Genomic DNA, 26,856 nt, shown 5'->3' with positions numbered 1-26,856 from the left:
GATGTCCCTTCGACGGTGACGGACGGGGGAAGTGTGGTGCGGTGGCGCTGTTCCTCGGGGACGGGGACCGGGTGGTGCGGGAGGTGGTACGGCTCACCCGGGGGCGGCGCAGCGGGTGCGGGCCGCCCCCGGGGAGATCAGGGGGGAGGGGCGCGGGCGTCAGCCGTCGAGGCGGACGACGCGCACGGCTCCGGCGGGGACGGCGAGCGTGCCGCTCACCCGCGCGCCTTCGAGGAGTTCCGTGCCGGGGCCGTCCAGCGGCACCTTCGCCTCCGCGCCGGTGTGGTTGAGCGCGAAGAGGTAGTGGCCGTGCGCGCCGGCCCGCCGCACGACCTCCACGTCGCGCGGGAGGGCGGGGCGGCTCGGGACGCCGGCGTCCTCCGCGGCCGCCGCCACGATCGCGTCCAGCGAGGCGGCGTCGAGGCGGGTGGAGACGTACCAGGCGGTGCCGCGGCCGAGGCGGTGCCGGGTGACGGCGGGACCGCCCGCGGCCGGCCCGTCCGCGTACGTCCAGACGGTCTCGGCGCCGCGCGGCCGGACGAACTCCGTCCACACGTCGCCGGTGAGCGCGGCGCCGCCGGGGCCGGTGATCCCGACCCGCTGGTGGTCCAGGAGCGGCGACCACTCGTCGACGGTGAGGCCGAGGACGTCCCGCAGGGCGCCCGGGTAGGCGCCGGGGTGGACGGCGTCGTGCTCGTCGACGATCCCGGAGAAGTACGAGACGACGAGGGTGCCGCCGTTCTCCACGTACTCCCGCAGGTTCTGCCCCGCGGCCTCCGTCATCAGGTAGAGCGCCGGGACGACGACCAGCGGATAGGCGGACAGGTCGGCCTCGGGGTGGGCGAAGTCCACCGTGAGGTGCCGGTCGTAGAGGGTCTCGTAGAAGCTGTCGGCGCGCTCCCGGGCGTCGTGGGCCTCGTTCGGCCGCCACTCCAGGCCCTGCGCCCACCAGGAGTGCCAGTCCCACAGCATCGCCACGTCCGGCACGGTCCGGCTGCCCCGGACCTCCTCCAGGGCGCCGAGGTCCGCGCCGAGTTCGACGACCTCGCGCCAGATCCGGGTGTCGGTGCCGCCGTGCGGGACCATCGCCGAGTGGAACTTCTCGGCGCCGCGCCGGGACTGCCGCCACTGGAAGAACATCGCGCCCTCGGAGCCGCGGGCGACGTGCGCGAGGGAGTTGCGGGCCATCTCGCCGGGGCGCTTGGCCGGATTGCGGGGCTGCCAGTTCACGCCCGAGGTGGAGTGCTCCAGGAGCAGCCAGGGGGCGCCGCCGGCGACGGACCGGGTGAGGTCGGCGGCCATCGCGAGGTTGACGTGGGTGCGGCGGCCGTCGGTGATCAGGTAGTGGTCGTTGGTGACGAGGTCGACCTCGCGGCCCCACGCCCAGTAGTCGATCGAGTCGCACTGGCTGAGGGCGGTCATGAAGTTGGTGGTGACCGGGACGCCCGGGGACAGCGCGTGGAGGACGTCCCGCTCGGCGCGGAAGTTCTCCCGGATCGTGGCATCGGCGAAGCGCCGGTAGTCGAGCCGCTGGGCGGGGTTGCCGACGGTCGGGGTGGCGCGGGGCGGCAGGATCTCCTCGTACGTGCCGTACCGCTGGCCCCAGAAGGCGGTGCCCCACGCCTCGTTCACGGCCTCGACGGAGCCGTACGTCCGGTCCAGCCAGCGCCGGAAGTGCGCGGCGCAGCCGTCGCAGTAGCAGGCGCTGACGGGCACGCCGTACTCGTTGTGGACGTGCCAGAGCGCGAGCGCCGGGTGGTCGGCGTAGCGGCGGGCCAGCTCGGTGGTGATCCGGACGGCGGCCTCGCGGTAGGCGGGGGAGCTGTGGCAGATCGCCCCGCGCGAGCCGTAGGCGAGGCGGACCCCGTCCGGGGTGACGGGCAGCGCCTCGGGGTGCGCGCGGTAGAACCAGGCGGGCGGGGCGACCGTCGGGGTGCCGAGGTCGACCCGGACGCCGTGGGCGTGCAGCAGGTCGAGGACCCGGTCGAGCCAGTCGAAGTCGTACCGGCCCGGCTCGGGCTCCAGGAGCGCCCAGGAGAAGATCCCGACGCTCACCAGGGTGACGCCGGCCTCCCGCATCAGCCGCACGTCCTCCTGCCAGACGCTTTCCGGCCATTGCTCGGGGTTGTAGTCCCCGCCGAACGCGAGCCGGGTCAGGCCCTTGGGGGTCGTCGGCGACATGAGTCTCTCCTGAACGCGCTGAAGCGAATGTTTGGGAACGTTCACACATCCGGTTTCGATGTGGCAACGCAACATAACCGCACAGGAACAACCATTGACAAGTGTCCGGAACGTTTCTCTACTGTGAACGCTCACAGATGCATGGTCGGCCTCTCCGTCCGAAGGAGAGGCCCCTTTCGGTCAGGGAGAACCCACCCATGCCCCAGATCACGCGCCGCAGCCTCGCCGCCGCCACCGCCGTCCTCCTCGGCGCCACCGCGCTCACCGCCTGTGGATCCGACTCCGGCGACGAGGCGGGCGCCGCATCCGGCCCCGTCAAGCTCACCTACTGGGCCTGGGCGCCCGGCATGGACAAGGTCGCCGCCCTCTGGAACGCCGAACACCCCGACATCCAGGTCACGGTGCAGAAGCAGGCTTCCGGCGACGACCTCGTCACCAAGATCATCACGGCCGCCAAGGCCCACAAGGGCCCGGACCTCGTCCAGGCCGAGTACCAGGCCCTGCCGACCCTGGTCAGCAACGACGCCCTCGCCGACATAGCCAAGGAGGTCCAGGGCGTCGAGAAGGAGTTCGCCCCCGGCATCTGGCAGCAGACCACCCTCGGCGGCGACGCGGTCTACGCCCTCCCGCAGGACTCCGGCCCGCTGATGTTCTTCTACCGCGAGGACCTCTTCAAGGAGTACGGCCTGACCGTCCCCACCACCTGGGACGCGTTCGCCGAGACCGCCCGCGCGCTGAAGAAGAAGGCCCCGAAGAAGTCCCTCACCACCTTCTCCGCCAACGACGCCGGCCTCTTCGCCGGCCTCTCCCAGCAGGCCGGCGCCAAGTGGTGGACCTTCGAGGGCGACACCTGGAAGGTCGGCGTCGACGACGCCGCCACCAAGAAGGTCACCGACTTCTGGGGCGGACTGGTCGCCGAGGGCGCCATCGACAACCAGCCCATGTACACCCCCGCCTGGAACAAGGCCCTCGACACCGGCGAGCAGATCGCCTGGGTCTCCGCCGTCTGGGCCCCCGGCACCCTCACCACCGCCGCCCCCGCCACCAAGGGCAAGTGGGCCATGGCCCCCCTCCCGCAGTGGACCGAGGGCGAGAACGCCACCGGCAGCTGGGGCGGCTCCTCCACCGCCGTCACCACCGACTCCCAGCACAAGGAGGCCGCCGCGAAGTTCGCCGTCTGGCTGAACACCGACCCCGAGGCGCTCGCCGCCCTCGTCAAGGAGAGCGGCATCTACCCGGCCGCCACCGCCGCCCAGACCAGCGGCGCCCTCGCCAAGGCCCCCGACTACTTCGCCAACCAGCCCGACTTCTACACCAAGGCCGCCGAGATCGCGAAGACCACCGCCCCCGCCGCCTGGGGCCCCAATGTGAACGTCGCCTACACCGCCTTCAAGGACGAGTTCGGCAAGGCCGCCAAGGCCAAGACCGCCGCCGCCTTCGCCCAGGCCCTCACCGCCGTCCGCGACACCACGGTGAACGACCTCGACAAGCAGGGCTTCGAGGTCGCCAAGTGACGCAGCCCCCCAAGGGCGCGCGCCGGCCGTACGGGGTCAAGACGGCCCCGTACGCCCACCCGTCGCCCACCACCACCCTCAAGCGAGCGCGAAGCGCCCCCTCCTTCTTCCCGTCGCCCACCACCACCCTCAAGCGAGCGCGAAGCGCCCCCTACTTCTTCCTCCTTCCGGCCGCCGTCCTCTTCGCCCTCTTCTTCGCCCTGCCCATCGGCTACGCGGTCTGGCTCAGCTTCCACAAGGTCGAGATCAAGGGACTCGGCCTCGGCAAGGGCGCCAAGACCGAGGTCTGGGCCGGCCTGGAGAACTACGCCTCCTCCCTCACCGACTCCGAGTTCCTCGCGAGCGCCCTGCGCGTCCTCGGGTACGGCGCCGTCGTCGTCCCCGTCATGCTCGGCCTCGCCCTCTTCTTCGCGCTCCTGCTCGACTCCGAGCGCGTCCGGGGCCGGTCCTTCGCCCGGCTGGCGATCTTCCTGCCGTACGCCGTGCCCGGCGTCATCGCCGCCGTCCTCTGGGGCTTCCTCTACCTCCCCGCCGTCAGCCCCTTCCACTTCCTCCTGGAGAAGGCCGGCCTCCCGCAGCCCGACCTCATGGACGGCGGCCCGCTCTACCTGGCGATGGCCAACATCGCCGTCTGGGGCGGCACCGGCTTCAACATGATCGTCATCTACACCGCGCTGCGCGCCCTGCCCGCCGAGGTGTACGAGGCGGCCAAGCTCGACGGCTGCTCCGAGCTCCAGATCGCGCTCCGCATCAAGATCCCGATGGTGGCGCCCTCCCTGGTCCTCACCTTCTTCTTCTCGATCATCGCCACCCTCCAGGTCTTCAACGAGCCGATGACGCTCAAGCCGCTCACCAACGGCATCCCCTCCACCTGGAGCCCCCTGATGAAGGTCTACAACGACGCGTTCACCGGCGGGAACATCTACGCGGCCTCCGCGACGGCCGTCGTCCTCGCCCTCGCCACCTTCGCGCTCTCCTTCGCCCTCCTCAGGATCTCCAACCGCCGCACCACGCAAGGAGCCAGCCGATGACCGGGCTCGCCTCCCCCACGCTCCGCAAGGCGGCCCCCGCCGCCGGCAGCACCCCCGGCACCGCGCAGGCCCCGCCGCGCCGCACCGCCCTGCTGCCGACCGCCGCGCTGGTCCTCGGCGCCCTCTACTGCCTGCTCCCGGTCGCCTGGGTGGTCGTCGCCGCCACCAAGGCCGACGACGAGCTCTTCTCCACCTTCACCTTCCTGCCCGGCAGCGGCTTCTCCGACAACCTCGGCGAACTCACCGCCTACCGCGACGGCATCTACTGGACGTGGATGGGCAACTCCGTCCTCTACGCCGGCCTCGGCGCCCTCCTGTCGACCGCCGTCTCCGCCTCCGCCGGCTACGCCCTCGCCGTCTACCGCTTCCCCGGCCGCGAGGCGTTCTTCAACGTCATGCTCACCGGCGTCCTCATGCCCCCGGTGATCCTCGCCATCCCGCAGTACCTGCTGATGGCCGAGGCCGACCTGACGGACAGCCACCTCTCCGTCCTGCTGCCGCTGATCCTCTCCCCGTACGGCGTCTACCTCGGCCGCATCTACGCCGAGGCCGCCATCCCCATGGAGCTGGTCGAGGCCGGCCGCATGGACGGCGCCGGCGAATGGCGGATCTTCACCCGGATCGCCGTGCCGATGCTCGCCCCCGGCCTGGTGACGATCTTCCTCTTCCAGTTCGTCGCCATCTGGAACAACTTCCTGCTGCCGTTCATCATGCTCGGCGACGACGAGAAGTTCCCGATGACCGTCGGCCTGTTCACCCTCCTCAATCAGGGTGCCAGCCAGCCCTCCCTCTACACCCTGGTGATCATGGGCGCGATGCTCGCCGTCCTCCCGCTGATCGCCCTCTTCCTCGTCATCCAGCGGTTCTGGAGCCTCGACCTGCTGTCGGGCGCCGTAAAGTCCTGAGCACAGGGGAACGAGGGGAAACACACAGCATGAGCACAGCAGCGAGCAGGCGCCGGCCGGTGACCATCCACGACGTGGCCCGCGAGGCCGGCGTCTCCCGCGGAACCGTCTCCCGCGTCCTCAACGGCGGCCACTACGTCAGCCCGGCGGCGAAGGCCGCCGTCGACGCCGCGATCCGAAGAACGGGGTACGTGGTCAACCGGCACGCCCGCTCGCTGATCACCGGCAAGTCCGACTCGGTCGCCTTCCTCCTCACCGAACCGCAGGAGCGCTTCTTCGAGGACCCCAACTTCAACGTCCTCCTGCGCGCCTGCACCCAGGCCCTCGCCGACCGCGACATCCCCCTGATCCTGATGATCGCGGGCACCGAGGACGAACGCCGCCGCAACCTCCGCTACATCGAGGCCGGCCACGTCGACGGCGTCCTCCTCGTCTCCAGCCACTCCGGCGACCCCGTCGTGGCCCGGCTCCACGAGGCCGGCGTCCCCGTCGTCGCCTGCGGCAAGCCGCTCGGCCAGACCACCCGCATCGGGTACGTCGCCGCCGACGACCGCGACGGCGCCCGCGAGATGGTCCGCCACCTGTACGCCACCGGACGCCGCCGCATCGCCACCGTCACCGGCCCGCTCGACACCCCCGGCGGCGTCGAGCGGCTCGCCGGCTACCGCGAGACCCTCGCCGCCTGCGGCCTCCCCGCCGACGAGGACCTGATCGTCACCGGCGACTACAGCCGCGCCAGCGGCGCCGAGGCCGCCCGCACCCTCCTGGAGCGGGCCCCCGACACCGACGCCGTCTTCGTCGCCTCCGACCTGATGGCCCAGGGCGTCCTCGACGCCCTCGCCCGCGCCGGGAAGCGGGTCCCCGAGGACATCGCCGTCGGCGGCTTCGACGACTCCCCGGCCGCGCTCTCCTCCCAGCCGCCGCTGACCACCATCCGGCAGCCCTGGGACCGGATCAGCGCCGAGATGGTCCGCACCCTCCTCGCCCGGATAGCGGGCGAGGACCCGGCGACCGTCATCCTCCCCACGGAACTGGTGGTCCGCGACTCCGCCTGACCGCCCGCCCGTGCGCTACGCGCCCCGGACCAGGATCACCTCCAGGGTCCGGGGCCCGTGCACGCCCTCGACCCGGTCCAGCTCGATGTCGCTCGTCGCCGAGGGACCCGAGATCCAGGTGAGCGCCCGCGCCGGCTCCAGCCGCGGCAGCGCCTCCGGCACCGACGCCACCACCTGCTCCGGAGCCCGGACGACGCACAGGTGCAGATCCGGTACGAGGGTGAGGGCCCGCCGCCCCTGCCCCGGGCCGCCGTCCAGGACGATCGTCCCGGTCTCGGCGACGGCCAGCGCGCACCCCGTGACCACGGCGTCCACCCCGTCGAGCACCGCCGGCGTCAGCCCCGGCCCGTCCGCGATCCGCTCGGCCCCCGACTCCGCCAGCCACTCCTCCGGCAGCCCCGGCGGCACGGCGACGCTCCGCGCCCCCCGCTCGTCGAGCAGCCGGGCGATCAGCGCGGGCAGCCCCGCCGGGCCGGCGCGGTGGACGCGGGCCCGGTAGTCGGCCAGGTTCTCGTGCAGCAGGTCGAGCACCGCGTCCGGGTCGTCCGGGACGTGACGGGCGAGGTACGTCCGGGGGACGTCCGGCGCCTCGGGAGCGTCCGCGACGGCGGACCGGATCCGGGCGAGGATCCGCTCCCGGGAGTTCTGGCTCATGTGCGGTCTCCTGGCGGGTCTGCGGGGCGGTTCTTCTTCCACCAGTCGCGGAAGGGCTCGGCGGGCAGTTCGGGCAGGTCGCGGTGGTCCGTCCACTGGCGGGCGCCGGGGCCCGGCAGCTTCCTGGGGTGCAGCCCGCGGGTTTTGGACGCGAGGCGTTCGCCGGCGGCGAGGACGCCGGGGTGGTCGAGGACCCACCCGGCGGCCTTCATCGCCGCCTTCTCCAGCCGGTGCCCCTTCCCGCCCCGGCCGGCGACCTTCTCGCGGAGGTGGACGAGGACCTCGGGGATGTCGATGGCGACCGGGCACACCTCGTAGCAGGCCCCGCAGAGCGAGGAGGCGTACGGCAGCGAGGCGTCGACCGCGCTGGTGGTGCCCCGCAGCTGCGGGGTGAGGATCGCGCCGATCGGGCCGGGGTAGACGGAGCCGTACGCGTGCCCGCCGGCCCGCTCGTACACCGGGCAGACGTTGAGACAGGCCGAGCAGCGGATGCAGCGCAGCGCCTGCCGGCCGACCTCGTCGGCGAGCGCGTCGGTGCGCCCGTTGTCGAGGAGGACCAGGTGGAAGGCGCTCGGGCCGTCGCCGTCGGTGGTGCCGGTCCACGTGCTCGTGTACGGGTTCATCCGCTCGGCGGTGGAGGAGCGGGGGAGGGTCTGGAGGAAGACCTCCAGGTCCCGCCAGGTCGGCACCACCTTCTCGATGCCGACGACGGAGATCAGCGTCTCGGGGAGGGTCAGGCACATCCGCCCGTTGCCCTCCGACTCCACGACGACGAGGGTGCCGGTCTCGGCGACCATGAAGTTCGCCCCGGAGATCCCCACCTTGGCGCGCAGGAACTTCTCCCGCAGGTGCAGCCGGGCCGCCTCCGCCAGCTCGGCCGGGGAGTCGGAGAGCCCCTCCGGGGCCGGTCTGCCCCAACTCACCATCTCCTCACGGAAGATGTCGCGGATCTCGCCCCGGTTGCGGTGGATCGCGGGGACCAGGATGTGCGAGGGCCGGTCCTCGCCGAGCTGCACGATCAGCTCGGCCAGGTCGGTCTCGTAGGCCCGGATCCCCTCCGCCTCCAGGTGCTCGTTGAGCCCGATCTCCTGCGTCGCCATCGACTTGACCTTGACGACCTCGCTCTCGCCGGTGGCCCTCACCAGCTCCGCGACGATCCGGTTGGCCTCGGCCGCGTCCGCCGCCCAGTGCACCGTCCCGCCGGCCGCCGTCACCGCCTCCTCCAACTGGAGGAGGTAGGAGTCGAGGTGACGGAGCGTCCGGTCCTTGATCCGCTTGCCGGCCTCGCGCAGCTCGGCCCAGTCGTCCAGTTCGGCCACGGCCCGCGCCCGCTTGTCGCGGATCGTGTGCGTGGCGTGCCGCAGGTTCGCCCGCAGCGTCGGGTTCCGGGTCGCCTCCCGCGCCGCCTCGGGGAAGGCCGGCATCCCCATGAAGACTCCGCTCACCGCCAGGGCTCCTCTTCCGTGCTCGCCAGGACCTCCGCCAGGTGCACCGCCCGCGGCGGCGCCCCCCGCCGGCTCAGCATGCCGCCCACGTGCAGCAGACACGAGTTGTCCGCGCCGCACAGCACCTCGGCGCCGGTCGACACCGCGTTCGCGACCTTGTCCGCGCCCATCGCCGCCGACACGTCCGGGTTCTTCACCGCGAAGGTGCCGCCGAAGCCGCAGCACTCCTCCGCGCCCGGCAGCTCCACCAGCTCCAGCCCCTTCACCGCCTCCAGGAGGCGGCGCGGCCGCTCGCCCAGGCCGAGCATCCGCAGTCCGTGGCAGGACGGGTGGTACGTGACCCTGTGCGGGAAGTACGCGCCGACGTCGGTCACGCCGAGGACGTCCACCAGGAACTCCGTCAGCTCGTACGTCCGCGGCCCGAGCGCCGCCGCCTCCGGCCCGAAGGCCGGGTAGTGGTGGCGGACCATGGCCGCGCACGACCCCGACGGGACGACCACGTGGTCGTACCCCTCGAAGGCGCGGACCGTGCGCCGCACCAGCGGCCCGGTCTCCCGCCGGTAGCCGGTGTTGAACTGCGGCTGCCCGCAGCAGGTCTGTGCCGCCGGGAAGTCCACCGCCACGCCGAGCCGTTCGAGCAGGCGGACCGTGGCCACCCCGGTCGACGGGAAGACGGCGTCGTTGACGCAGGTGACGAAGAGGGCGACGCGCATCAGCAGTTCCTCGGGGACGGTTCGAGACGGGCGGCGGCCCGGTCCCAGGCGGAGCGGTCGCCCCGCGGCTCGTAGTGTCGCAGGGGCTGGGTCCGGGCGACCAGGCGACGCACGGAGGCGAGGTCGCCGGCGAGGCCCGCGGCCCGCGCCTGCACCAGCACGTTCCCCAGCGCCGTCGCCTCCACCGGGCCCGCCGTCACCGGCACCCCCGTCGCGTCCGCCGTCCACTGGCACAGCGGCGCGTTCCGCGCGCCGCCGCCCACCAGGTGGATCCGGCGGACGTCCCGCCCGGTGAGCGAGGCGGCCCGCCGCAGGGTCCGGCGGTGCGCCAGGGCCAGCGACTCCAGGACGCAGCGCAGCACCGCCGCCGGGGACTCCGGCACGGGCTGCCCGGTGCGCCGGCAGAACTCCGCGATCCGCCCCGGCATGTCCCCGGGCGCCAGGAACTCCGGCGCGTCCGGATCGACCAGCGAGGCGAAAGGCCGCTCCCGGACCGCCTCTTCGAGCAGCTCCGGCAGGTCCACCGCGTGCCCCCGGGCCTCCCAGCTCCGGCGGCACTCCTCCCACAGCCACAGCCCCATGACGTTCCGCAGGAACCGGACCGTGCCGTCCACGCCCCGCTCGTTGGTGAAGTTCGCCGCCCGCGCCTCCTCCGACAGCACCGGCGCCGGCAGCTCCAGGCCCACCAGCGACCAGGTGCCGCAGGACACGAACGCCGTGTCGGGACCGGTGGCGGGCACCGCCACCACCGCCGACGCCGTGTCGTGCGAGGCGACCGCCGTCACCGGCGTCCCCTCCGGCAGCCCGGTCTCCGCGGCGACGTGCGGCAGCAGCGTCCCCGCCGGGTCGCCGGGGGCCCGCAGCGGCGGCAGCAGCCCCGGATCGATCCCCAGCCGGGCCGCCAGCTCCCGCGCCCACGTGCCGGACCGCACGTCGAAGAGGCCGGTCGTCGAGGCGTTGGTCTCCTCCGCGCCGACCGTCCCCGTCAGCCAGTACGTGATCAGGTCCGGCATCAGCAGCAGCGTCCGCGCCGCCCCCAGCTGCGCGCTGCCGGCGGCGGCCGCCAGCTGGAAGACGGTGGTGAACGGCAGGTGCTGGAGCCCCGTCGTCCGGTACAGCTCCGCCGCGCCCCCGGCCCGCGCCCACACCCCCTCCGCGACCCCGTCCGTCCGGGCGTCCCGGTAGTGGAACGGGGCGCCCAGGAGGGCCCCGTCGGCGTCGAGCAGCCCGTGGTCCACGGCCCAGGTGTCCACGCCGACGGAGGCGACGCCGCCCGCCCGGGCGGCCGCGCGGAGCCCGTCGAGCACCCCCCGGTAGAGACCGAGCACGTCCCAGCGCAGCCCGTCCGGAAGCCGGACCGGCAGGTTGGGGAAGCGGTGCGTCTCCGTCAACCCCAGGGAATCCGAGGTGATGTGACCGACCATCACCCGGCCGCTGGTGGCGCCCAGATCGACGGCGGCGAACGCGCCGCGCGCCGCGCTCATCGCAGGAAGGCCGCGGCGACGCCCGCGTCGACGGGGACGTGCAGGCCGGTGGTGTGGGTGAGGTCGCCGCCGGTGAGGGCGAAGACCGCGTTCGCGACGTGCTCGGGGAGCACCTCGCGCTTGAGGAGGGTCCGCCGGGCGTAGAACTCGCCGAGCTTCCCCTCCTCGATGCCGTAGGTGGCGGCCCGCTGGGCGCCCCAGCCGCCGGCGAAGATGCCGGAGCCGCGGACGACGCCGTCGGGGTTGACGCCGTTGACGCGGATGCCGTGCTCGCCGAGCTCGGCGGCGAGGAGGCGTACCTGGTGGGCCTGGTCGGCCTTGGTGGCGGAGTACGCGATGTTGTTCGGCCCGGCGAAGACGGCGTTCTTGGAGGCGATGTAGACGATGTCGCCGCCGAGGCCCTGCGCGGTCATGATCCGGGCGGCCTCGCGGGAGACGAGGAAGGAGCCGCGGGCCATGACGGCGTGCTGGAGGTCCCAGTCCTTCGCGGTCGTCTCCAGCAGGGGCTTGGAGATCGAGAGGCCGGCGTTGTTGACGACGAGGTCGACGCCGCCGAAGGCGAGGACGGCCTCGCGGAACGCGGCGGCGATCCGCTCCTCGTCCGTCACGTCCACCGTGACCGCCACGGCCTTGTCCGGGCCGCCCAGCTCCTCCGCGACGGCCTCGGCGCTGTCGCCGTTCAGGTCGGCGACGACCACGCAGGCGCCCTCGGCGACCAGCCGGCGGGCGATGGCCTTTCCGATGCCGGACCCGGCCCCGGTGACGAGCGCGACGCGGGTGGCGAGCGGCTTCGGCTCCGGCATGCGCCGCAGCTTGGCCTCCTCCAGCTCCCAGTACTCGATGCGGAACTTCTCCGCCTCCTCGATGGGGGAGTAGGCGGAGACGGCCTCGGCGCCCCGCATGACGTTGATCGCGTTGACGTAGAACTCGCCCGCCACGCGGGCCGTCTGCTTGTCCTTGCCGAAGGAGAACATGCCGACGCCGGGGAGCAGCACGATCGCGGGGTCGGCGCCGCGCATCGCGGGGGAGCCGGCGGTGGCGTGGCGGTGGTAGTAGGCGGCGTACTCCTCGCGGTACGCGGTGTGCAGCTCCTTCAGCCGGGCCACGGCCTCCTCCAGCGGGGCCGTCGGCGGCAGGTCCAGGACCAGCGGGCGGACCTTCGTCCGCAGGAAGTGGTCCGGGCAGGAGGTGCCGAGGGCCGCCAGGCGCGGGTGCTCCGCCCGGGACACGAAGTCGAGGACGGCCTCGGAGTCGGTGAAGTGGCCGACCTGCGGGCGGTCCTGGGACGCGAGCGCGCGGACGTACGGGGCGAGCGCGGCGGCCCGCTCCCGGCGCTCCCCGGCGGGCAGCGCCGCGTACCCCTCGACCACCGGCCCGAACGGCTCGGGGCGGCCCCGCCCGGCGAGGAACGCCTCGGCCGTGCGGATCATCCACAGGGCGTTGGCCTCGCACTCCTCGGAGGTGGCGCCCCACGCGGTGATGCCGTGCCCGCCGAGCACGACGCCGACGGCCCCGGGGCGCGCCTCCTTGACCGCGGCGATGTCCAGGCCGAGCTGGAAGCCGGGGCGGCGCCACGGCACCCAGGCCGCCCTCCCGCCGTAGCACTCCGCCGTCAGCTTCTCGCCGTCGGCCGCGCAGGCCAGCGCGATGCCCGCGTCCGGGTGGAGGTGGTCGACGTGCGGCGCGTCGACCAGGCCGTGCATGGCGGTGTCGATCGACGGGGCCGCGCCGCCCCTGCCGTACAGGCAGTGGTCGAAGGCGGCGACCATCTCGTCCTCGCGCCCGACGCCGGGGTAGACGTCCTTCAGCGCGCGGAGCCGGTCGAGGCGGAGGACGGCGAGGCCGTCCTCGGTGAGGGTGCCGAGGTCGCCCCCGGAGCCCTTCACCCACATCAGCTCCATGTCGCCGCCGGTGACCGGGTCGGTGACGGAGCCCTTGGCGGAGGCGTTGCCGCCCGCGTAGTTGGTGACGGTGGGGTCGGCGCCGAGGCGGTGGGCGCGGGCGAGGAGCGCGGCGACCTCGGGGTGGGTGCCGGAAGTCATGAGGGTCTTCCTTCGCGGAGAGGAGGGGTTCCTTGCGGGGCGGGGCGGACGGCCACACGGGGTTGACGGTCACGCGGGGCGGACGGTCACGCGGGGCGGCGGGCACACGGGCGGCGACGGTCACACGGGCGGGGACGGTCACACGGGGGCGACGGTCACGCGCCCCAGCCGGCCTGCGCGCCGCCGACGCGCTCGGCGGCGACGCGCTCCAGGCGCCCGGAGCGGAGGGTGGCGGCCACGGGGTCGGGGTCGAGGCCCCGTTCCTCGCGGAGCTCGCGCAGCAGCGGGCGCACGTCGGTGTCGTAGGCGTCCATCAGGACGGCGTGGGCGGCGAGCACGTCACCGGCGGCCTGGGCGGCGGCGAGGGCGTCGGCGTCGACGAGGAGGGCCTTGGCGGTGGCCTCCTGGACGTTCATCACGGAGCGGATGACGGCCGGGACCTTCGCCTCGACGTTGTGGCACTGGTCGAGCATGAAGGCCACGTCGGCGGCCGGGTCCAGGCCGCCGTTCTTCACGACCTCGTGCATGATCCGGAAGAGCTGGAAGGGGTCGGCGGCCCCGGCCATCAGGTCGTCGTCGGCGTAGAAGCGGGAGTTGAAGTCGAAGCCGCCGAGCTTCCCCTCCCGCAGCAGGAAGGCGACGATGAACTCGATGTTGGTGCCCGGCGCGTGGTGCCCGGTGTCCACCACCACCCGCGCCTTGGGGCCGAGCTTCAGGCAGTGGGCGTACGAGGTGCCCCAGTCCGGCACGTCGGTCGTGTAGAACGACGGCTCGAAGAGCTTGTACTCCAGCAGCATCCGCTGGCCGTCGCCGAGCCGTCCGTACACCTCCTCCAGGCAGGCGGCCAGCCGCTCCTGACGTGCCGTCACGTCGTCCTGCCCGGGGTAGTTGGTGCCGTCCGCGAACCACAGCTTCAGGTCCGTCGACCCGGTCGCGTCCATGATGTCGACGCATTCCAGCAGGTGGTCGACCGCCTTGCGGCGGACCCGCGGGTCCGGGTGGCAGACGCTGCCGAGCCGGTAGTCGTCCTCCTGGAAGGTGTTGGAGTTGATCGCGCCCAGCTCCAGACCGCGCTCCTTCGCGTACGCGGCGAGGGCGGCGTAGTCGTCGACCCGGTCCCAGGGGATGTGCAGGGAGACCCTCGGGGCGACGCCGGTGCGGGCGTGCACCTCGGCCGCGTCGTCGAGCTTCTCGTACGGGTTCCGGGGCACGCCGGCCCGGGCGAACACCTTGAAGCGGGTCCCGGAGTTCCCGTAGCCCCAGGAGGGGGTCTCGATCCGCTGGGCGGCGAGGGCGGCCTTCACGGCGGCGATGTCGGGCATGTCCACCTCGGTGAGTTCAGAACGTTCAATGAATCGATTCATTCGAGACGGAAGCTAGTCCACACCCAAGGTGTCGTCAAGGTTCTTGACCGCCATGGGGAGGTGGATCTAGCGTCCGGCGGGAGGGGATCTGAAACATTTCATTCGGATCCGCGCGCCGAGGAGATGTGTCGAGGAGATCGAGGAGTCCGCCGTGCAGAGGGTCTGCTTCCTGCTGAAGGTCCGCGCCGAGCGGACGGAGGAGTACCGGGCGCGCCACGCCGAGGTGTGGCAGGAGATGCGCGACGCCCTCACCGCCGCCGGCTGGCGCAACTACTCGCTCTTCCTGCGCGAGGACGGCCTCCTCGTCGGCTACCTGGAGACCGAGGACTTCGCGCGGGCGAAGGCCGCCATGGAGGCCACCGAGGTGAACGCCCGCTGGCAGGCCGGGATGGGCGGCTTCTTCGAGGAGCTCGACGGCCGCCGGCCGGACGAGGCGATGCGCCCGCTGACCGAGGTCTTCCACCTCGCGTGAGCCTCGCGTGAGCGGAGCCGCATAGGATGCGACAGGTGGCGGCCACCCCGAACGGACGGGGCGGTACGGGCAGGACGGACGGCCAGGTGGGACGGGTGACGGGCACCGCGCGGACGGTCGGGATCAAGGACGTGGCCCGGGAGGCTGGCGTCTCCGTCGGCACCGTCTCCAACGTGATCAACCAGCCCGACCGGGTCTCCCCGGCGACCCTGGAGCACGTCCGCCGGGTCATCGACCGGCTCGGCTACGTGCGCAGCGAGTCCGCCCGCCAGCTGCGGGCGGGGCGCAGCCGGATCATGGCGCTGCTCGTCCTCGACATGGGCAACCCCTTCTTCGTGGACATCGCGCGCGGCGCCGAGCGCACCGCCCGCGCCGCCGGCCTCGGCGTCATGGTCTGCAACAGCGACCAGAACCCCGGCGACGAGGCCGACTACCTCTCCCTCTTCGCCGAGCAGCGGGTGCGGGGCGTCCTCGTCACGCCCGCCGACGCCGACGGCGGCAACCTCCGCGACTTCCGCCGGCACGGCATCCCCTACGTCCTGGTCGACCGGGTCGGCGGGGACGGCGGCGGCTGCTCGGTCTCCGTCGACGACGTCGTCGGCGGCTCCCTCGCGATCCGCCACCTCGCCGCCGCCGGCCACCGCTCCTTCGCGTACGTCAGCGGCCCCGCCCACCTCCAGCAGGTGCGGGACCGCCGCGAGGGCGCGCTGCTCGCGCTCGCCGAGGCGGGCCTGCCCGCCGACGCCCTGCGGGAGATCCCCGCCGACCGGCTCGACGTGGCCTCGGGCCGGGACGCCGGCTCCCGGCTGCTCGGCCTCGCCGACCGGCCGACCGCCGTCTTCTGCGCCAACGACCTGCTGGCCCTCGGCGTCCTCCAGGCGCTGTACGCGGCCGGGGTCCGGGTCCCGGAAGACATGGCGATCGTCGGCTACGACGACATCGAGTTCGCGGCGGCCGCCACCGTGCCGCTGACCTCCGTGCGCCAGCCGGCCCTGACCCTGGGGGCCCGGGCCGCCGAACTGCTCCTGGAGGAGACCGGCGAGGCGGCGGCGGACCACCGGCACCAGCAGGTGGTGCTCCAGCCGGAGCTGGTCGTCCGCCGCTCCACCCTCACCACCCGCTGACGCCCCCTCGGGAGCCCGCGCTCAGCGCACCCCGAGCAGGTGGTCGAGGGCGAGCTGGTCGAGGCGCTCGAAGGCCATCGAGCGGGCGGCGGCCGCGTCCACGTCGAAGGTCTCGTACGCGGTCGGGTCGGCCAGCAGCCCGGCCAGCCCCTCGGCGGCGGTCGGCACGGCCAGCTCCGGCAGCCGGGAGGCGGCCAGGGCCTCCTGGACCTCCGGGTCGGCGCGGAAGGCGGCGGCCCGCTCCTTGAGCACCAGGTAGTTGCGCATGCAGTTCTTCGCCGACTCCCACACGCCGTCGAAGCCGTCGGTGCGCACCGGCTTGAAGTCGAAGTGGCGCGGGCCCTCGTAGCCGGCCGACTCCAGCAGGTCGACGAGCCAGAACGCCTGGCGCAGGTCACCCGCGCCGAAGCGGAAGTCCTGGTCGTACTTGATGCCGGACTGGCCGTTGAGGTCGATGTGGAAGAGCTTGCCCGCCCACAGGGCCTGCGCGATGCCGTGCGGGAAGTTGAGCCCCGCCATCTGCTCGTGGCCCGTCTCCGGGTTCACGCCCACGAGCTCGGGCCGTTCCAGGCGCTCGATGAAGGCGAGGGCGTGGCCGATGGTGGGCAGGAGGATGTCGCCGCGCGGCTCGTTCGGCTTGGGCTCGATGGCGAAGCGCAGGTCGTACCCCTGCTCGGTGACGTACTGGCCGAGCAGGTCGAAGGCCTCCTTCATCCGGTCCAGCGCCACCCGCACGTCCTTGGCCGCGCCCGACTCGGCGCCCTCGCGCCCGCCCCAGGCGACGTACACCCGCGCGCCGAGCTCCACGGCCAGGTCGATGTTCCGGATCGTCTTGCGCAGCGCGTAGCGGCGCACGTCCCGGTCGTTGGCGGTGAAGGCGCCGTCCTTGAAGACCGGGTGGGTGAAGAGGTTGGTGGTGGCCATGGGCACCTTCAGGCCGGTGCGGTCCAGGGCGTCCCGGAACCGCTTCACCACGGCCTCGCGCTCCGCCTCCGGCGCGCCGAAGGGGATCAGGTCGTCGTCGTGGAAGGTGACGCCGTACGCCCCGAGGGCGGCCAGCCGCTCGACCGACTCGACCGGGTCGAGGGCGGGGCGGGTCGCCTCGCCGAAGGGGTCGCGGCCCTGCCAGCCGACGGTCCACAGACCGAAGGTGAACCGGTCCTCGGGGGTGGGGGAGAAGCGCTCGGGCATGGTGATCCTTCTTCTGGGGCTGCTGGCGGCCGGATTTGTTTTCTGAGATAACTAATACGCCACCGGCGCCCCGGGACGCCAGACCCGGACGAGGACCGCAGAGTTGGGAAGAGGTGAGGGCGTGCCCGTCAGCCGCTCCGTCGTGATCGGCGTGGACAGTTCCACGCAGTCCACCAAGGCCGTCGCCGTCGACGCCGCCACCGGCGAGGTCCTCGGCCTCGGCCGCGCCCCCCACACCGTCACCGGCACCGGCGGCGCCCGCGAGAGCGACCCCGAGGAGTGGTGGACCGCCCTGGTCGCCGCCGTCCGCGCGGCCGTCCGCGACGCGACCGCCGCCGGCCCCGCCGTCACCGTCACCGGCATCGCCGTCGCCGGCCAGCAGCACGGGCTCGTCGCGCTCGGCGCCGACCGGCGGCCGCTGCGCCCCGCCCTCCTCTGGAACGACACCCGCTCCGCCCCCCAGGCCGCCGCCCTCACCGAGCGCCTCGGCGGGCCGAAGGCCTGGCTGGACCGGACCGGCTCCGTTCCCGTCGCCTCCATGACCGCCGCCAAGTGGCAGTGGCTGCGCGAGCACGAACCCCACCACGCCGAGGCCGCCACCGCCGTCCGCCTCCCGCACGACCTGCTCACCGAACGCCTCTCCGGCGAGGCCGTCACCGACCCCGGCGACGCCTCCGGCACCTGCTGGTACGCCACCGCCGACGGCGCCTACGACCCCGGTCTCCTCGACCTCCTCGGCCTCGACCCGGCCCGGCTGCCCGCCGTCGCCCCCACCGGCGCCACCCGCGCCGGCGGCCTGACGGCGGCCGCCGCCGAGGCCCTGGGCCTGCCCCGCACGGTCGCCGTCGCCGCCGGCACCGGAGACAACATGGCCGCCGCCGTCGGCCTCGGCCTCGGCGCCGCCGGCCTCCTCGACCACCCGGTCGTCAGCCTCGGCACCTCCGGCACCGTCTTCGCCGCCACCCGCGCCCGCCCCGCCGACCCCGCCCTCGCCGGCTTCGCCGCCACCGACGGCACCCGCCTCCCGCTCGGCTGCACCCTCAACTGCACGCTCGCCGTCGACCGCTTCGCCGCCCTCCTCGGCCTCGACCGCGAGGACGCCCGTCCCGGCGGGGAGACGGTCGTCCTCCCGTACCTCGACGGCGAACGCACCCCCGACCTCCCCGCCGCCTCCGGCCTCGTCACCGGCCTGCGCCACACCACCGACCCCCGCGCGCTCCTCGGCGCCGCCTACGAGGGCGCCGCCTTCACCGTCCTGCGCGCCCTCGACGGCCTCCTGGCCGCCTGCGGCCTCGACCCCGCCGATCCCGCCGTCCGCGACCGGCCGCTCCGCCTGATCGGCGGCGGCGCCCGCGGCCGGACCTGGACCGACACCGTCCGCCGCCTCTCCGGCCGCCCCCTCGTCGTCCCCGCCGCCGACGAACTCGTCGCCCTCGGCGCCGCCGCCCTCGCCGCGGGCGCCGCCACCGGCGAGGACCCGGTGGCCGTCGCGACCGCCTGGGGCACCGGGGCGGGGGAGGTCCTGGAGGCCGTTCCCCGCGACGAGGAGACCTGGCGGCGGATCGAGGACGTGCTGACGACGGCGGGACCGACCCTGCTGTCCTGATCCCTGACCCCTGATCCCGGATCCCGGATGCTGGAGTTTGGATCAGGGATGTTGGAGGTTGGATCCACGTTCCAGGGCTCGGATGTCGGATCCAATATCCAGCAGGGTGAATCCAACATCCTGGATCCAACATCCGGGATGTTGGATCCAGGATCCATCACCCGGGATCCGAGCGGATCCGGCCCGGTCCGGAACCGGGACCCACGCGTGCGGGCCCCGGAGCCGGCACGTTCCGGAACGGTCAGTGAGCCTTCCCGGGGGACTTCGCGCCCCGGTCGTCCCGGCCGTCCCCGTCGTCCCGCCGGGCGCGGGGGCGCTCGCCCTTCGCGGCGGCGTACTCCGCCGCCGCCGAGTACGTCTCCGGGATGCTGAGCAGGGCGGTCACGCCCCGCGCCGTCCAGCCGGCGGCCCTCGCCACGACCTCCGCCAGTTCCTCCACCATCACGGCCCCCTCGTCCTTCGGTTGTGCGTCCTGCTTCACCCCTCCTGACGCGCGGGGGCGCCGGAAGGTTGAGCGGGCGCGGACTTCGCGGCGGCGACGAAGGCGCGGACCAGGTCGTGGTCCTTCACGCCGGGCGCCGACTCGACGCCGCTGGAGACGTCCACGCCCCAGGGGCGGGCCGTGGCGATCGCCTCGGCGACGTTGGCGGGGGCGAGGCCGCCGGCGAGGAGCCAGCGGCCCTCCGGGCGGGCCGCGTCCAGGAGCGAGAGGTCCCAGCGCGCGCCCGAGCCGGCCCTGGGCGAGTCGAGCAGCAGGACCTCCTCGCCCAGCGCGCCCACACGGGTGTCCGGCCCGTCGGCGAGCGCGGTCGCCCGCCACAGGCGGGGGAAGACGCCGGCGGCGGCCTCGAACTCCGCGCGGCCGTACGCGCGCCCGTGCAGCTGGAGCGCGTCGAAGCCGAGGTCGGCGGCGATCCGGGCCGCCTCGGCGGCCGGGGTGTCGTTGACGACGAGCACGGAGACCACGCCGTCCGGCACGTGCGCGGCGAGCGCCGGCACGCGGTCCCGGTCGAGCCCGCGGACGCTGGTCCCGCTGATCACCAGGCCGACCGCGTCCGCGCCCGCCTCCGCGGCCACGTCGATGTCGGCGGTCGTGGCGAGCCCGCACACCTTGACGAACACTCTGTCGCTCCTCTGCTCCCGTCCGGCGCCGTCGAGCCTACTGACCGCGTCCGGCGGCGTCGATCCGCCGCCGGTGATCCCGCGGGCGGAGGGCGGCCGGGCCGGGCAACGGGGCCGGCCCGCCCCGGGCGCGGGCCCGCGCGGCCAGGCCGCCGAAGGGGTGCCCGACCTCGGCCGGCCGGCCCTCCGCCGGGCCCCGGCGGAGGGAGGGGGCCTCGGGGAGCCGGGGGGCGCGGCGCGACCCAGACGGTTCGCTCGTGGAACCGGCGTCTCCGGAGGGCCGCCCGGGCACCCTTCTCCCTTCACCGGACGACCATTTCTGTTCGAGCGAAAGGGGCGACTAGGCTCTCGCTCACCATGAACCAGCCCACGGAACCCAAGGCCGACAAGTCGGGCGTGCGCCGGCACAACCTGAGCCTCGTCCTCAGGACCGTCCACGATGCCGGCGAGACCACCCGGGCCGCCGTCGCCGCCCGCGTCGGCCTCACCCGGCCCGCCGTCTCCTCCCTCGTGGAGCAGCTCCTCGACCTCGGGTTCCTGGTCGAGTCGGGCAAGACCTTCAGCGGCCAGGCCGGCCGCCCCGGCACCGTCCTCAAACCGGCCGGGACCGGCCCCGCCGGCCTCGGCGTCGAGATCAACGTCGCCTACGTCGCCGTCTGCCTCGTGGACCTCACCGGGACCGACCGGATCCGCCGCACCGTACGGCTCGACAACCGCGCCGCCGCCCCCGACGTCCTCGCCCGCGCCGCCGCCGTCGCCGCCGAGGCGCTCGCCGAGGCCGAGGCCCTCGGTCTGGCCCCGACCGGCGCCGCCCTCGCCCTGCCCGGCCTGGTCTCCGGCGGCACCGTCCGCCAGGCCCCCAACCTCGGCTGGCACGACACCCCCGCCGAGCGCCTCTTCGGCGACGCCCTCGCCGCGCTGCGCCCCGCCGCCCGCCGGCTCCCCGTCGCCTCCGACAACGAGGCCAACATGGCGGCCCTCGCCGAACTCCGCTTCGGCGCCCCCGGCACCCCCCGCACCTTCCTCCACCTCACCGGCGAGACCGGCGTCGGCGGCGCCGTCGTCGTCCACGGCGAACTCCTGCGCGGCGCCCACGGTTTCGCCGGCGAGATCGGCCACCTCGTCGTCGACGCCGAAGGGCCCCGCTGCCGCTGCGGCTCGCGCGGCTGCCTGGAGCAGTACGCCGGACAGGCCGCGCTGCTGGGCGCGGCGGACGCCGCCGACGTCGACGACCTCGCGGCCCGCGCCGAACGGCGCGATCCCCGCGCCCTCGCGGCCCTCGCCGAGGCCGGCCGCATGCTCGGCCGCGCCCTCTCCGGCGCGGTCAACCTCCTGGACCCCGAGGCGGTCGTCCTCGGCGGCGTCTACCCCCGCCTGATGACCTGGCTGGCGCCGGCCGTCACCGCCGAGCTCGCCGAGCGGGTCGTCTCCGGCCTCTGGTCCGCCGACGCCCTCCGGCTGCGCGCCGCCTCCCCCGCCGCGGACGCGGCCCGGGGTGCCGCCGCGCTCGTCCTCCACGACATCCTCGCCGACCCCCTCGCCCACACCCGCTGACGGCCGGACGCCGGAGAAAAGGGCGGGTGGCGGCGGAGGCGGCCCGACTAGGGTGCGCGGATGACAGAGATCACCACCCCTTCCGGCAGGACCGCCACGCCTCCCGGCGGGGTCGTCGTCCCTCCCAAACCGCGCCCCGGCGACCGGGTCGCCGTCCTGTCGCCCGCCGCCGGGCTGCCCGAAGTGCTCCCGCTCCCCTTCGAGCTGGGGCTGCGCCGGCTCTCCGAGGAGTACGGCCTCGTGCCCGTCGAGTACCCGACCACGCGCAAGCTCGGCGCGTCCGCCCGGGACCGGGCCGCCGACCTGCACGCCGCCTTCGCCGACCCCACCGTCAAGGCGATCGTCGCCAGCATCGGCGGCGACGACCAGATCACCCTCCTCCCGTACCTCGACGACGAGTTGATCCGCGCCCACCCCAAGCCGTTCTTCGGGTTCAGCGACAACACCAACCTGCTCATGAGGCTGTGGAACCTCGGCGTGGTCGGCTACCACGGGGCCTCCCTGATGACCCAGTTCGGGCGGCCCGGCGCCGTCCACCCGGTCACCGACGCCTCCGTCCGGGCCGCGCTCCTCGGCTCCGGCCCCTACGAACTCCCGGCCCCGACCGAGACCAACGACGTCGAGCGGCCCTGGGAGGACCCCCGCACCTTCGACTCCGCCCCCGTCATGGAGCCCGCCGGCCCCTGGCACTGGCACCGCGCCGACCGGGTCGTCGAGGGCCGCAGCTGGGGCGGCTGCCTGGAGGTCGTCGCCCAACTCCTCATGGCCGGAAGGGAGATCGCGGAGCCCGAGGCGTACGAGGGCGGGGTGCTGTTCCTGGAGACCTCCGAACTGCTGCCCACCGCCGACGAGGTCTTCCGCGTCCTGCGGGCCATGGGGGAGCGGGGCCTCCTCGGCCGCTTCTCCGCCCTCCTCATGGGCCGGGCCCGCGCCTGGTCCTTCGACGCCCCGAACGGCCCCGCCGCCCGGGCCGCCCACCGCGAGGCCCAGCGCGCCGCCGTGCTCCGCGCCCTCGACGCGTACGCCCCCGACACCCTGGCCGTCCTCGACGTGGACCTCGGCCACACCGACCCGCAGGTGGTGATCCCGTACGGCGGGATCGTCCGGGTCGACGGCCCCGCCCGCCGCGTCACCGTCACCTACTGACGGCGCGCCGGCGTCAGCCGGCCTCCCGCCCGTGCCGGACCAGGTGGTCCCGGACCAGGGCCACGTGCGGGTGGGCCGGCGCGCCCGGGCGGTGCACCAGGAAACCCGTGTTGATCGGCGGGTCCTCCGGCAGGTGCAGCGGGACCAGGGCGCCCGAGGCCAGCTCCGCGGCGCACAGGTAGCGGGGCAGTACGCTCACCCCGGCGCCGCCCGCCACCGCCGCCCGCACCGCCCGCAGGTCCGGCACGGTCACCGCGGGCACGGCCGTCAGCCGCCGGCCGAAGACGTGCCGCCAGTAGCGGCGCAGGATCGGCAGGTCCTCGGCGTACGAGACGAGCGGCGCGTCCCGCAGCGCGGCCGGCCCCTCCGCGGCGACCCGGCCGCCGATCCGCTCCGCCCACACCGGCGCCGCGACCAGCACGAACTCCTCGTCGGAGAGCGGCAGCCAGGCGAGGCTGCGGCCCCGGGGACGCACCGTCGACACCACCAGGTCGTGCCGGCCCGCCCGCAGCTCGTCGAGGAGGCCGTCGGTGAGGCCGAAGGCGATCCGCAGCCGCACCCCGCGCTCCACCAGCGGCGCCAGCGTCGGCAGCACGGCGACCGACAGGTACTCGGCCGGGCCCGCCAGGTGGACCGGCTCCGCCGGGCCGTCCCCGTCCGGCGCCCCGGCCACGGCGCCGGCGACGGCGCCCAGCGCGTCCAGCGGCTCCGCGACCCGCGCCGCCAGGTCGTCCGCGAACGGCGTCGGCGCCGCCCCGCGCGGCCGCCGCTCGAACAGCTCCCGCCCGAGCCGGCCCTCCAGGGCCCGGATCTGCGCGGTCACCGTCGGCTGCGACAGGCCCAGGACGCGGGCGCCCGCGGTGAAGGCCCCGGCCCGGTACACGGCGAGGAAGGTGCGCAGCAGGTTCAGGTCCGGCGGCCCGGCGCCCGGCCCCGCCGGTATTCCCGGCGACCCATCGGCATTCCTATCGTCCACATGCCCGAGCCTATTGGAATCCCGGGGGTCGCGGCGCCTACGGTCGGATCATCGCCGCCACGGCCCCTCCCGGGGCCGGCGCGGCCACCCGCTCCCGCGACCGAGAGGCCCCGCACCCCATGTCGAAGATCCTTTTCGTGCTGACCGGCGCCGACCACTGGACCCTCGCCGACGGCACCCGCCACCCCACCGGCTTCTGGGCCGAGGAGGCCGCCGCCCCCTACGAGGCGTTCACCGCGGCCGGCCACGAGGTCGTCGTCGCCACCCCCGGCGGCGTCGTCCCCACCGTCGACCGCGGCAGCCTCGCCCCCGAGGCCAACGGCGGCCGGGAGGGCGCCGACCGCGTCGCCGCCACCCTCGACGCCTTCGCCGCGCTGCGCGCCCCGATCCGCCTGGAGGACGTCGACCTCGCCGAGTACGCGGCGGTCTTCTACCCGGGCGGCCACGGCCCGATGGAGGACCTGGCCGTGGACGCCGTCTCCGGCCGCCTGCTCGTCGACGCCCTCGCCTCCGGCAAGCCGCTCGCCGTCGTCTGCCACGGCCCCGCCGCCCTCCTCGCCGCCGTGCGGGAGGACGGCGCCAACGCCTTCGCCGGCTACCGCGTCGCCGCCTTCACGGACGCCGAGGAGAAGCAGGCCGGCCTCGCCGACCGGGCGAAGTGGCTCCTGGAGACCCGGCTGCGCGAAGCCGGCGTGGACGTCCGGGCCGGCGAGCCGTGGGTCCCGAACGTCGTCGTCGACCGCAACCTGATCACCGGCCAGAACCCCGCCTCCTCCGCCCCCCTGGCGGCCGAGGTCCTGAAGAAGCTGGCCTGAGACCGCCCCCGGTCCCGGCACCCGTGACGGTGCCGGGACCGGCGCTCTCATCCCCCTCTCACGCGGGCCTTATCCCGGCCTCACACGGCGCCCCTACCTTCGCGCCATGTTCCTCACCTACCTCCGGCGCGAACTGCGCCGCCGCAGAAAGGCGGCGCTCGTCGTCGCCTCCGGCCTGGCGCTCGGCATCGCGCTGGTCATCGTCGTGACCTCGATCTCCGCCGGCATGAAGCAGGCCCAGGGCAAGGTCCTCGAATCCCTCTACGGACTCGGCACGGACCTCACGGTGACCAAGGCCCAGGAGCGGCCCGCCGAGGGCGCGCGGCCGGCCCGGCCCCGGTTCGAGTTCCAGGGCCGGGGCGACGGCGAGGAGCAGAGCAGCGACCGGCTCATGGTCCAGGGCCTCCAGACCCTCGCCGACTCCACCGTCGCCACCGTCGCGCGGCAGCCCGGCGTCGACCGGGCGGTGGGCGGCCTCAGCCTCGTCAACCTGAAGATCGACGGCGAGTTCCGGCGCGGCGAGATCCAGCGCGGCGAAGGCCGGACGCAGGGGCAGGGCTCCGGCCCGGGCGGCCCCGGCGACACCGTCACCGGCGGCGGCGCCGCCTTCGACGTCGACTCCTTCACCCTCTACGGCACCGACGTCACCGCCCCCGACCTCGGCCCCCTCACCACCTCCACCCTCAGCGGGGGCCGCACCTTCAGGACCACCGAGACCGACGCCGCCGTCGTCGTGGTCGACAGCGCCTACGCCCAGCAGCAGGGCCTCGCCGTCGGCGACGAACTCACCGTCAAGGGCGTGACGTTCGAGGTCATCGGCATCGTCACCGCCGACAGCGGCCAGTCCGCCGCCCAGGTCTACCTCCCGCTGAAGCGGGCGCAGACCCTCTCCGGCTCGGCCGGCAAGGTCACCACCGTCTACGTCCGGGCCACCGACTCGACGAAGATCGACGCCGTCAAGGCAGCCGTCCAGAAGAACGTCCCCGGCACCACCGTCACCACCTCCGCCGACCTCGCCCGGACGGTCTCCGGCTCCCTCGACACCGCCGCGGGGCTCGCCGCCGGCGTCGGCAGGTGGCTCTCGTACGCCGTCCTGCTCGCCGCCGTCCTCGTCGCCGGCCTCCTCACCTCCTCCGCCGTCAGCCGCCGCGTCCGCGAGTTCGGCACCCTCAAGGCGCTCGGCTGGAAGAGCGGCCGCGTCACCCGCCAGGTCGTCGGCGAGGCCTTCGTCAACGGCGTCGTCGGCGGCGCCCTCGGCATCGCGGCCGGTCTCGCCGGCGCCTACGCCGTCACCGCCGCCGGCCCCACCCTCACCGCCGAACTCGGCGTCGCCGACGGCGGGTTCGGCGGACGCGGCGGCATGGTCCTCGGCGGCGGACCCGGCGGGCCGGGCCTGGCGCGCACCGCCACCGGCCGCAGCCTCGACATCGCGCTCACCGCCCCCGTCAGCCTCGCCACGGTGGGCCTCGCCGTCCTCCTCGCCCTCGCCGGCGGCCTCGTCGCCGGAGCCTTCGGCGCCTGGCGCGCCGCCCGGCTGCGCCCCGCCGACGCGCTGCGCCGCGTCGAGTAGCGGCCCCGCCCGCCCCGTACCGAAGCCCCCCTTCCCGTACCGCGGGAGTCCCACCTCCCGCACCCCAGGAGTGCCATCCATGTACGAACTCATCGGCGTCACCAAGGAGTACCGGCGCGGCCGGGCGAGGGTCGACGCCCTCGCGGGGATCGACCTGAAGATCGCGCAGGGCGACCGCCTCGTCATCCAGGGCCCGACCGGCGGCGGCAAGTCCACCCTGCTCCAGATGCTCGGCGGCCTCGACCGCCCCACCGCCGGCAGCGTCCTCCTCGACGGCACCGACCTCGCCACGCTCTCCGAGAGCCGGCTCACCGCCGTCCGCGGCCGCCGCATCGGCTTCGTCTTCCAGAGCTTCAACCTCATCCCCACGCTCACCGCCCAGGAGAACGTGGAGACCGCGCTCGTCCCGCTCGGCGTCAAGGCCGCCGAGCGCCGCCGCCGGGCCGCCGAGGCGCTGGAGTCGGTCGGTCTCGGCGAGCGCGCCGGCCACCTGCCCTCCGAACTCTCCGGCGGCCAGCAGCAGCGCGTCGCCATCGCCCGCGCGCTGGTCAAGCGGCCGCAGGTGCTCCTCGCCGACGAACCCACCGGCAACCTCGACGAGTCCACCCGCGACGAGATCGCCGACCTCCTCGAAGGGATCTGGCGGGAACACGGCCTGACCTTCGTCATGGTCACCCACGACAGCGCCCTCGCCCGCCGGGCCCCGCGCCTCGCCACCCTCCGCAAGGGCCGGATCGCGCTGACCGAGCGCCCGGAGCCCGCCGCCCCCGCGGAGGCGTGAGCCGGAGGACGGACCGGTCCGCACCGCGAAGCGCGGGTGCGGACCGGTCACCCGGCCCGTCGCCCCCGGCCGTGACGCCGCGGCGGGCCGTTGTCAGTGGCGGCGCCTACC

General features: G+C 74.5%; 23 protein-coding genes. 12 read left to right on the top strand and 11 right to left on the bottom strand.

Annotated features, from left to right (window positions below):
• Positions 1 to 159: 159 nt before the first annotated feature.
• Entirely contained in the window at positions 160 to 2,181 is a 2,022-nt protein-coding gene (locus tag AB0E83_RS09000; RefSeq protein ID WP_362108125.1) for a beta-galactosidase, read from the bottom strand.
• 197 nt (positions 2,182 to 2,378) lie between these two features.
• Here AB0E83_RS09000 and AB0E83_RS08995 point away from each other — a divergent pair, with 197 nt between their 5' ends.
• Genes AB0E83_RS08995 through AB0E83_RS08980 form a run of 4 tightly spaced genes read left to right on the top strand, consistent with a single transcriptional unit; the run spans position 2,379 to position 6,686 of the window.
• Positions 2,379 to 3,695 (top strand): extracellular solute-binding protein, encoded by a 1,317-nt coding sequence (locus AB0E83_RS08995; protein WP_362108123.1) that lies wholly within the window; start codon positions 2,379 to 2,381, stop codon positions 3,693 to 3,695.
• The gene (locus tag AB0E83_RS08990; RefSeq protein WP_362108121.1) at positions 3,692 to 4,726 is read left to right on the top strand and encodes a sugar ABC transporter permease; all 1,035 of its coding nucleotides are present in this window, start codon (positions 3,692 to 3,694) and stop codon (positions 4,724 to 4,726) included. Before AB0E83_RS08995 ends, AB0E83_RS08990 begins: the two co-directional genes overlap by 4 nt.
• A complete protein-coding gene (locus AB0E83_RS08985; protein WP_362108119.1) occupies positions 4,723 to 5,631 on the top strand; it encodes a carbohydrate ABC transporter permease in 909 nt (302 codons plus the stop codon). Before AB0E83_RS08990 ends, AB0E83_RS08985 begins: the two co-directional genes overlap by 4 nt.
• 29 nt (positions 5,632 to 5,660) lie before the next feature.
• Entirely contained in the window at positions 5,661 to 6,686 is a 1,026-nt protein-coding gene (locus AB0E83_RS08980) for a LacI family DNA-binding transcriptional regulator (protein ID WP_362108117.1), read from the top strand.
• A 15-nt stretch (positions 6,687 to 6,701) separates the two neighbouring features.
• Here AB0E83_RS08980 and AB0E83_RS08975 read toward each other — a convergent pair whose 3' ends face one another.
• The 6 genes from AB0E83_RS08975 to rhaI all read right to left on the bottom strand — a co-directional run bounded on the left by AB0E83_RS08975 (position 6,702) and on the right by rhaI (position 14,346).
• Positions 6,702 to 7,340, bottom strand: coding sequence for an LUD domain-containing protein (locus AB0E83_RS08975; protein ID WP_362108115.1), 639 nt, complete (start codon positions 7,338 to 7,340; stop codon positions 6,702 to 6,704).
• The gene (locus AB0E83_RS08970) at positions 7,337 to 8,785 is read right to left on the bottom strand and encodes a LutB/LldF family L-lactate oxidation iron-sulfur protein (RefSeq protein ID WP_362108113.1); all 1,449 of its coding nucleotides are present in this window, start codon (positions 8,783 to 8,785) and stop codon (positions 7,337 to 7,339) included. Before AB0E83_RS08970 ends, AB0E83_RS08975 begins: the two co-directional genes overlap by 4 nt.
• Positions 8,782 to 9,498 (bottom strand): (Fe-S)-binding protein, encoded by a 717-nt coding sequence (locus tag AB0E83_RS08965; RefSeq protein WP_362108110.1) that lies wholly within the window; start codon positions 9,496 to 9,498, stop codon positions 8,782 to 8,784. Before AB0E83_RS08965 ends, AB0E83_RS08970 begins: the two co-directional genes overlap by 4 nt.
• Positions 9,498 to 10,982, bottom strand: a complete 1,485-nt coding sequence (locus AB0E83_RS08960) for a rhamnulokinase family protein (protein WP_362108107.1) — start codon at positions 10,980 to 10,982, stop codon at positions 9,498 to 9,500. Before AB0E83_RS08960 ends, AB0E83_RS08965 begins: the two co-directional genes overlap by 1 nt.
• Positions 10,979 to 13,024, bottom strand: coding sequence for a bifunctional aldolase/short-chain dehydrogenase (locus AB0E83_RS08955; protein WP_362108104.1), 2,046 nt, complete (start codon positions 13,022 to 13,024; stop codon positions 10,979 to 10,981). Before AB0E83_RS08955 ends, AB0E83_RS08960 begins: the two co-directional genes overlap by 4 nt.
• A 155-nt stretch (positions 13,025 to 13,179) precedes the next feature.
• Positions 13,180 to 14,346 carry an L-rhamnose isomerase gene (gene rhaI / locus AB0E83_RS08950; RefSeq protein ID WP_362108181.1) on the bottom strand — a complete coding sequence of 389 codons (1,167 nt, stop codon included), beginning with the start codon at positions 14,344 to 14,346 and terminating at the stop codon, positions 13,180 to 13,182.
• 193 nt (positions 14,347 to 14,539) lie between these two features.
• Between rhaI and AB0E83_RS08945 the strand changes: the two genes are divergently transcribed.
• Both AB0E83_RS08945 and AB0E83_RS08940 read left to right on the top strand, forming a co-directional pair.
• Positions 14,540 to 14,860, top strand: a complete 321-nt coding sequence (locus AB0E83_RS08945) for an L-rhamnose mutarotase (protein ID WP_362108101.1) — start codon at positions 14,540 to 14,542, stop codon at positions 14,858 to 14,860.
• 95 nt (positions 14,861 to 14,955) lie between these two features.
• A complete protein-coding gene (locus tag AB0E83_RS08940; RefSeq protein WP_362108179.1) occupies positions 14,956 to 15,984 on the top strand; it encodes a LacI family DNA-binding transcriptional regulator in 1,029 nt (342 codons plus the stop codon).
• A 21-nt stretch (positions 15,985 to 16,005) separates the two neighbouring features.
• On the opposite strand, the gene xylA is transcribed toward AB0E83_RS08940, so the two are convergent.
• On the bottom strand, positions 16,006 to 17,175 hold the full coding sequence (xylA, locus tag AB0E83_RS08935) for a xylose isomerase (RefSeq protein ID WP_362108098.1): 1,170 nt from the start codon (positions 17,173 to 17,175) through the stop codon (positions 16,006 to 16,008).
• Positions 17,176 to 17,296: 121 nt separating this feature from the next.
• On the opposite strand from xylA, the gene xylB reads away from it, so the two are divergent.
• Complete coding sequence (gene xylB, locus AB0E83_RS08930) at positions 17,297 to 18,781, top strand: xylulokinase (RefSeq protein ID WP_362108096.1); 1,485 nt, start codon at positions 17,297 to 17,299, stop codon at positions 18,779 to 18,781.
• A gap of 241 nt (positions 18,782 to 19,022) precedes the next feature.
• On the opposite strand, the gene AB0E83_RS08925 is transcribed toward xylB, so the two are convergent.
• Positions 19,023 to 19,262 carry a hypothetical protein gene (locus AB0E83_RS08925; protein WP_362108093.1) on the bottom strand — a complete coding sequence of 80 codons (240 nt, stop codon included), beginning with the start codon at positions 19,260 to 19,262 and terminating at the stop codon, positions 19,023 to 19,025.
• Positions 19,259 to 19,903 carry a phosphoribosylanthranilate isomerase gene (locus AB0E83_RS08920; protein WP_362108090.1) on the bottom strand — a complete coding sequence of 215 codons (645 nt, stop codon included), beginning with the start codon at positions 19,901 to 19,903 and terminating at the stop codon, positions 19,259 to 19,261. The genes AB0E83_RS08925 and AB0E83_RS08920 overlap by 4 nt, the downstream gene beginning before the upstream one ends.
• A gap of 357 nt (positions 19,904 to 20,260) precedes the next feature.
• Here AB0E83_RS08920 and AB0E83_RS08915 point away from each other — a divergent pair, with 357 nt between their 5' ends.
• On the top strand, positions 20,261 to 21,457 hold the full coding sequence (locus AB0E83_RS08915; protein WP_362108087.1) for an ROK family transcriptional regulator: 1,197 nt from the start codon (positions 20,261 to 20,263) through the stop codon (positions 21,455 to 21,457).
• Positions 21,458 to 21,517: 60 nt separating this feature from the next.
• Positions 21,518 to 22,603 (top strand): S66 peptidase family protein, encoded by a 1,086-nt coding sequence (locus AB0E83_RS08910; RefSeq protein ID WP_362108084.1) that lies wholly within the window; start codon positions 21,518 to 21,520, stop codon positions 22,601 to 22,603.
• Positions 22,604 to 22,616: 13 nt separating this feature from the next.
• Here the strand turns inward: AB0E83_RS08910 and AB0E83_RS08905 are convergent, their stop codons facing one another.
• Complete coding sequence (locus tag AB0E83_RS08905; protein ID WP_362108081.1) at positions 22,617 to 23,579, bottom strand: LysR family transcriptional regulator; 963 nt, start codon at positions 23,577 to 23,579, stop codon at positions 22,617 to 22,619.
• 119 nt (positions 23,580 to 23,698) lie between these two features.
• Between AB0E83_RS08905 and AB0E83_RS08900 the strand changes: the two genes are divergently transcribed.
• The 3 genes from AB0E83_RS08900 to AB0E83_RS08890 all read left to right on the top strand — a co-directional run bounded on the left by AB0E83_RS08900 (position 23,699) and on the right by AB0E83_RS08890 (position 26,745).
• Positions 23,699 to 24,394 carry a type 1 glutamine amidotransferase domain-containing protein gene (locus tag AB0E83_RS08900; protein ID WP_362108078.1) on the top strand — a complete coding sequence of 232 codons (696 nt, stop codon included), beginning with the start codon at positions 23,699 to 23,701 and terminating at the stop codon, positions 24,392 to 24,394.
• 106 nt (positions 24,395 to 24,500) lie between these two features.
• Positions 24,501 to 25,964: an ABC transporter permease gene (locus tag AB0E83_RS08895; RefSeq protein WP_362108076.1), complete on the top strand. Its 1,464-nt coding sequence runs from the start codon at positions 24,501 to 24,503 to the stop codon at positions 25,962 to 25,964.
• A gap of 79 nt (positions 25,965 to 26,043) precedes the next feature.
• The gene (locus AB0E83_RS08890) at positions 26,044 to 26,745 is read left to right on the top strand and encodes an ABC transporter ATP-binding protein (RefSeq protein ID WP_362108073.1); all 702 of its coding nucleotides are present in this window, start codon (positions 26,044 to 26,046) and stop codon (positions 26,743 to 26,745) included.
• Positions 26,746 to 26,856 lie beyond the last annotated feature (111 nt).

This window comes from Streptomyces sp. NPDC035033, assembly GCF_040636735.1.
In the GTDB taxonomy this organism is placed as follows: domain Bacteria; phylum Actinomycetota; class Actinomycetes; order Streptomycetales; family Streptomycetaceae; genus Streptomyces.
The sequence above is the reverse complement of the archived record's forward strand: the minus strand, read 5'-3'. Positions and strand labels throughout refer to the sequence as shown.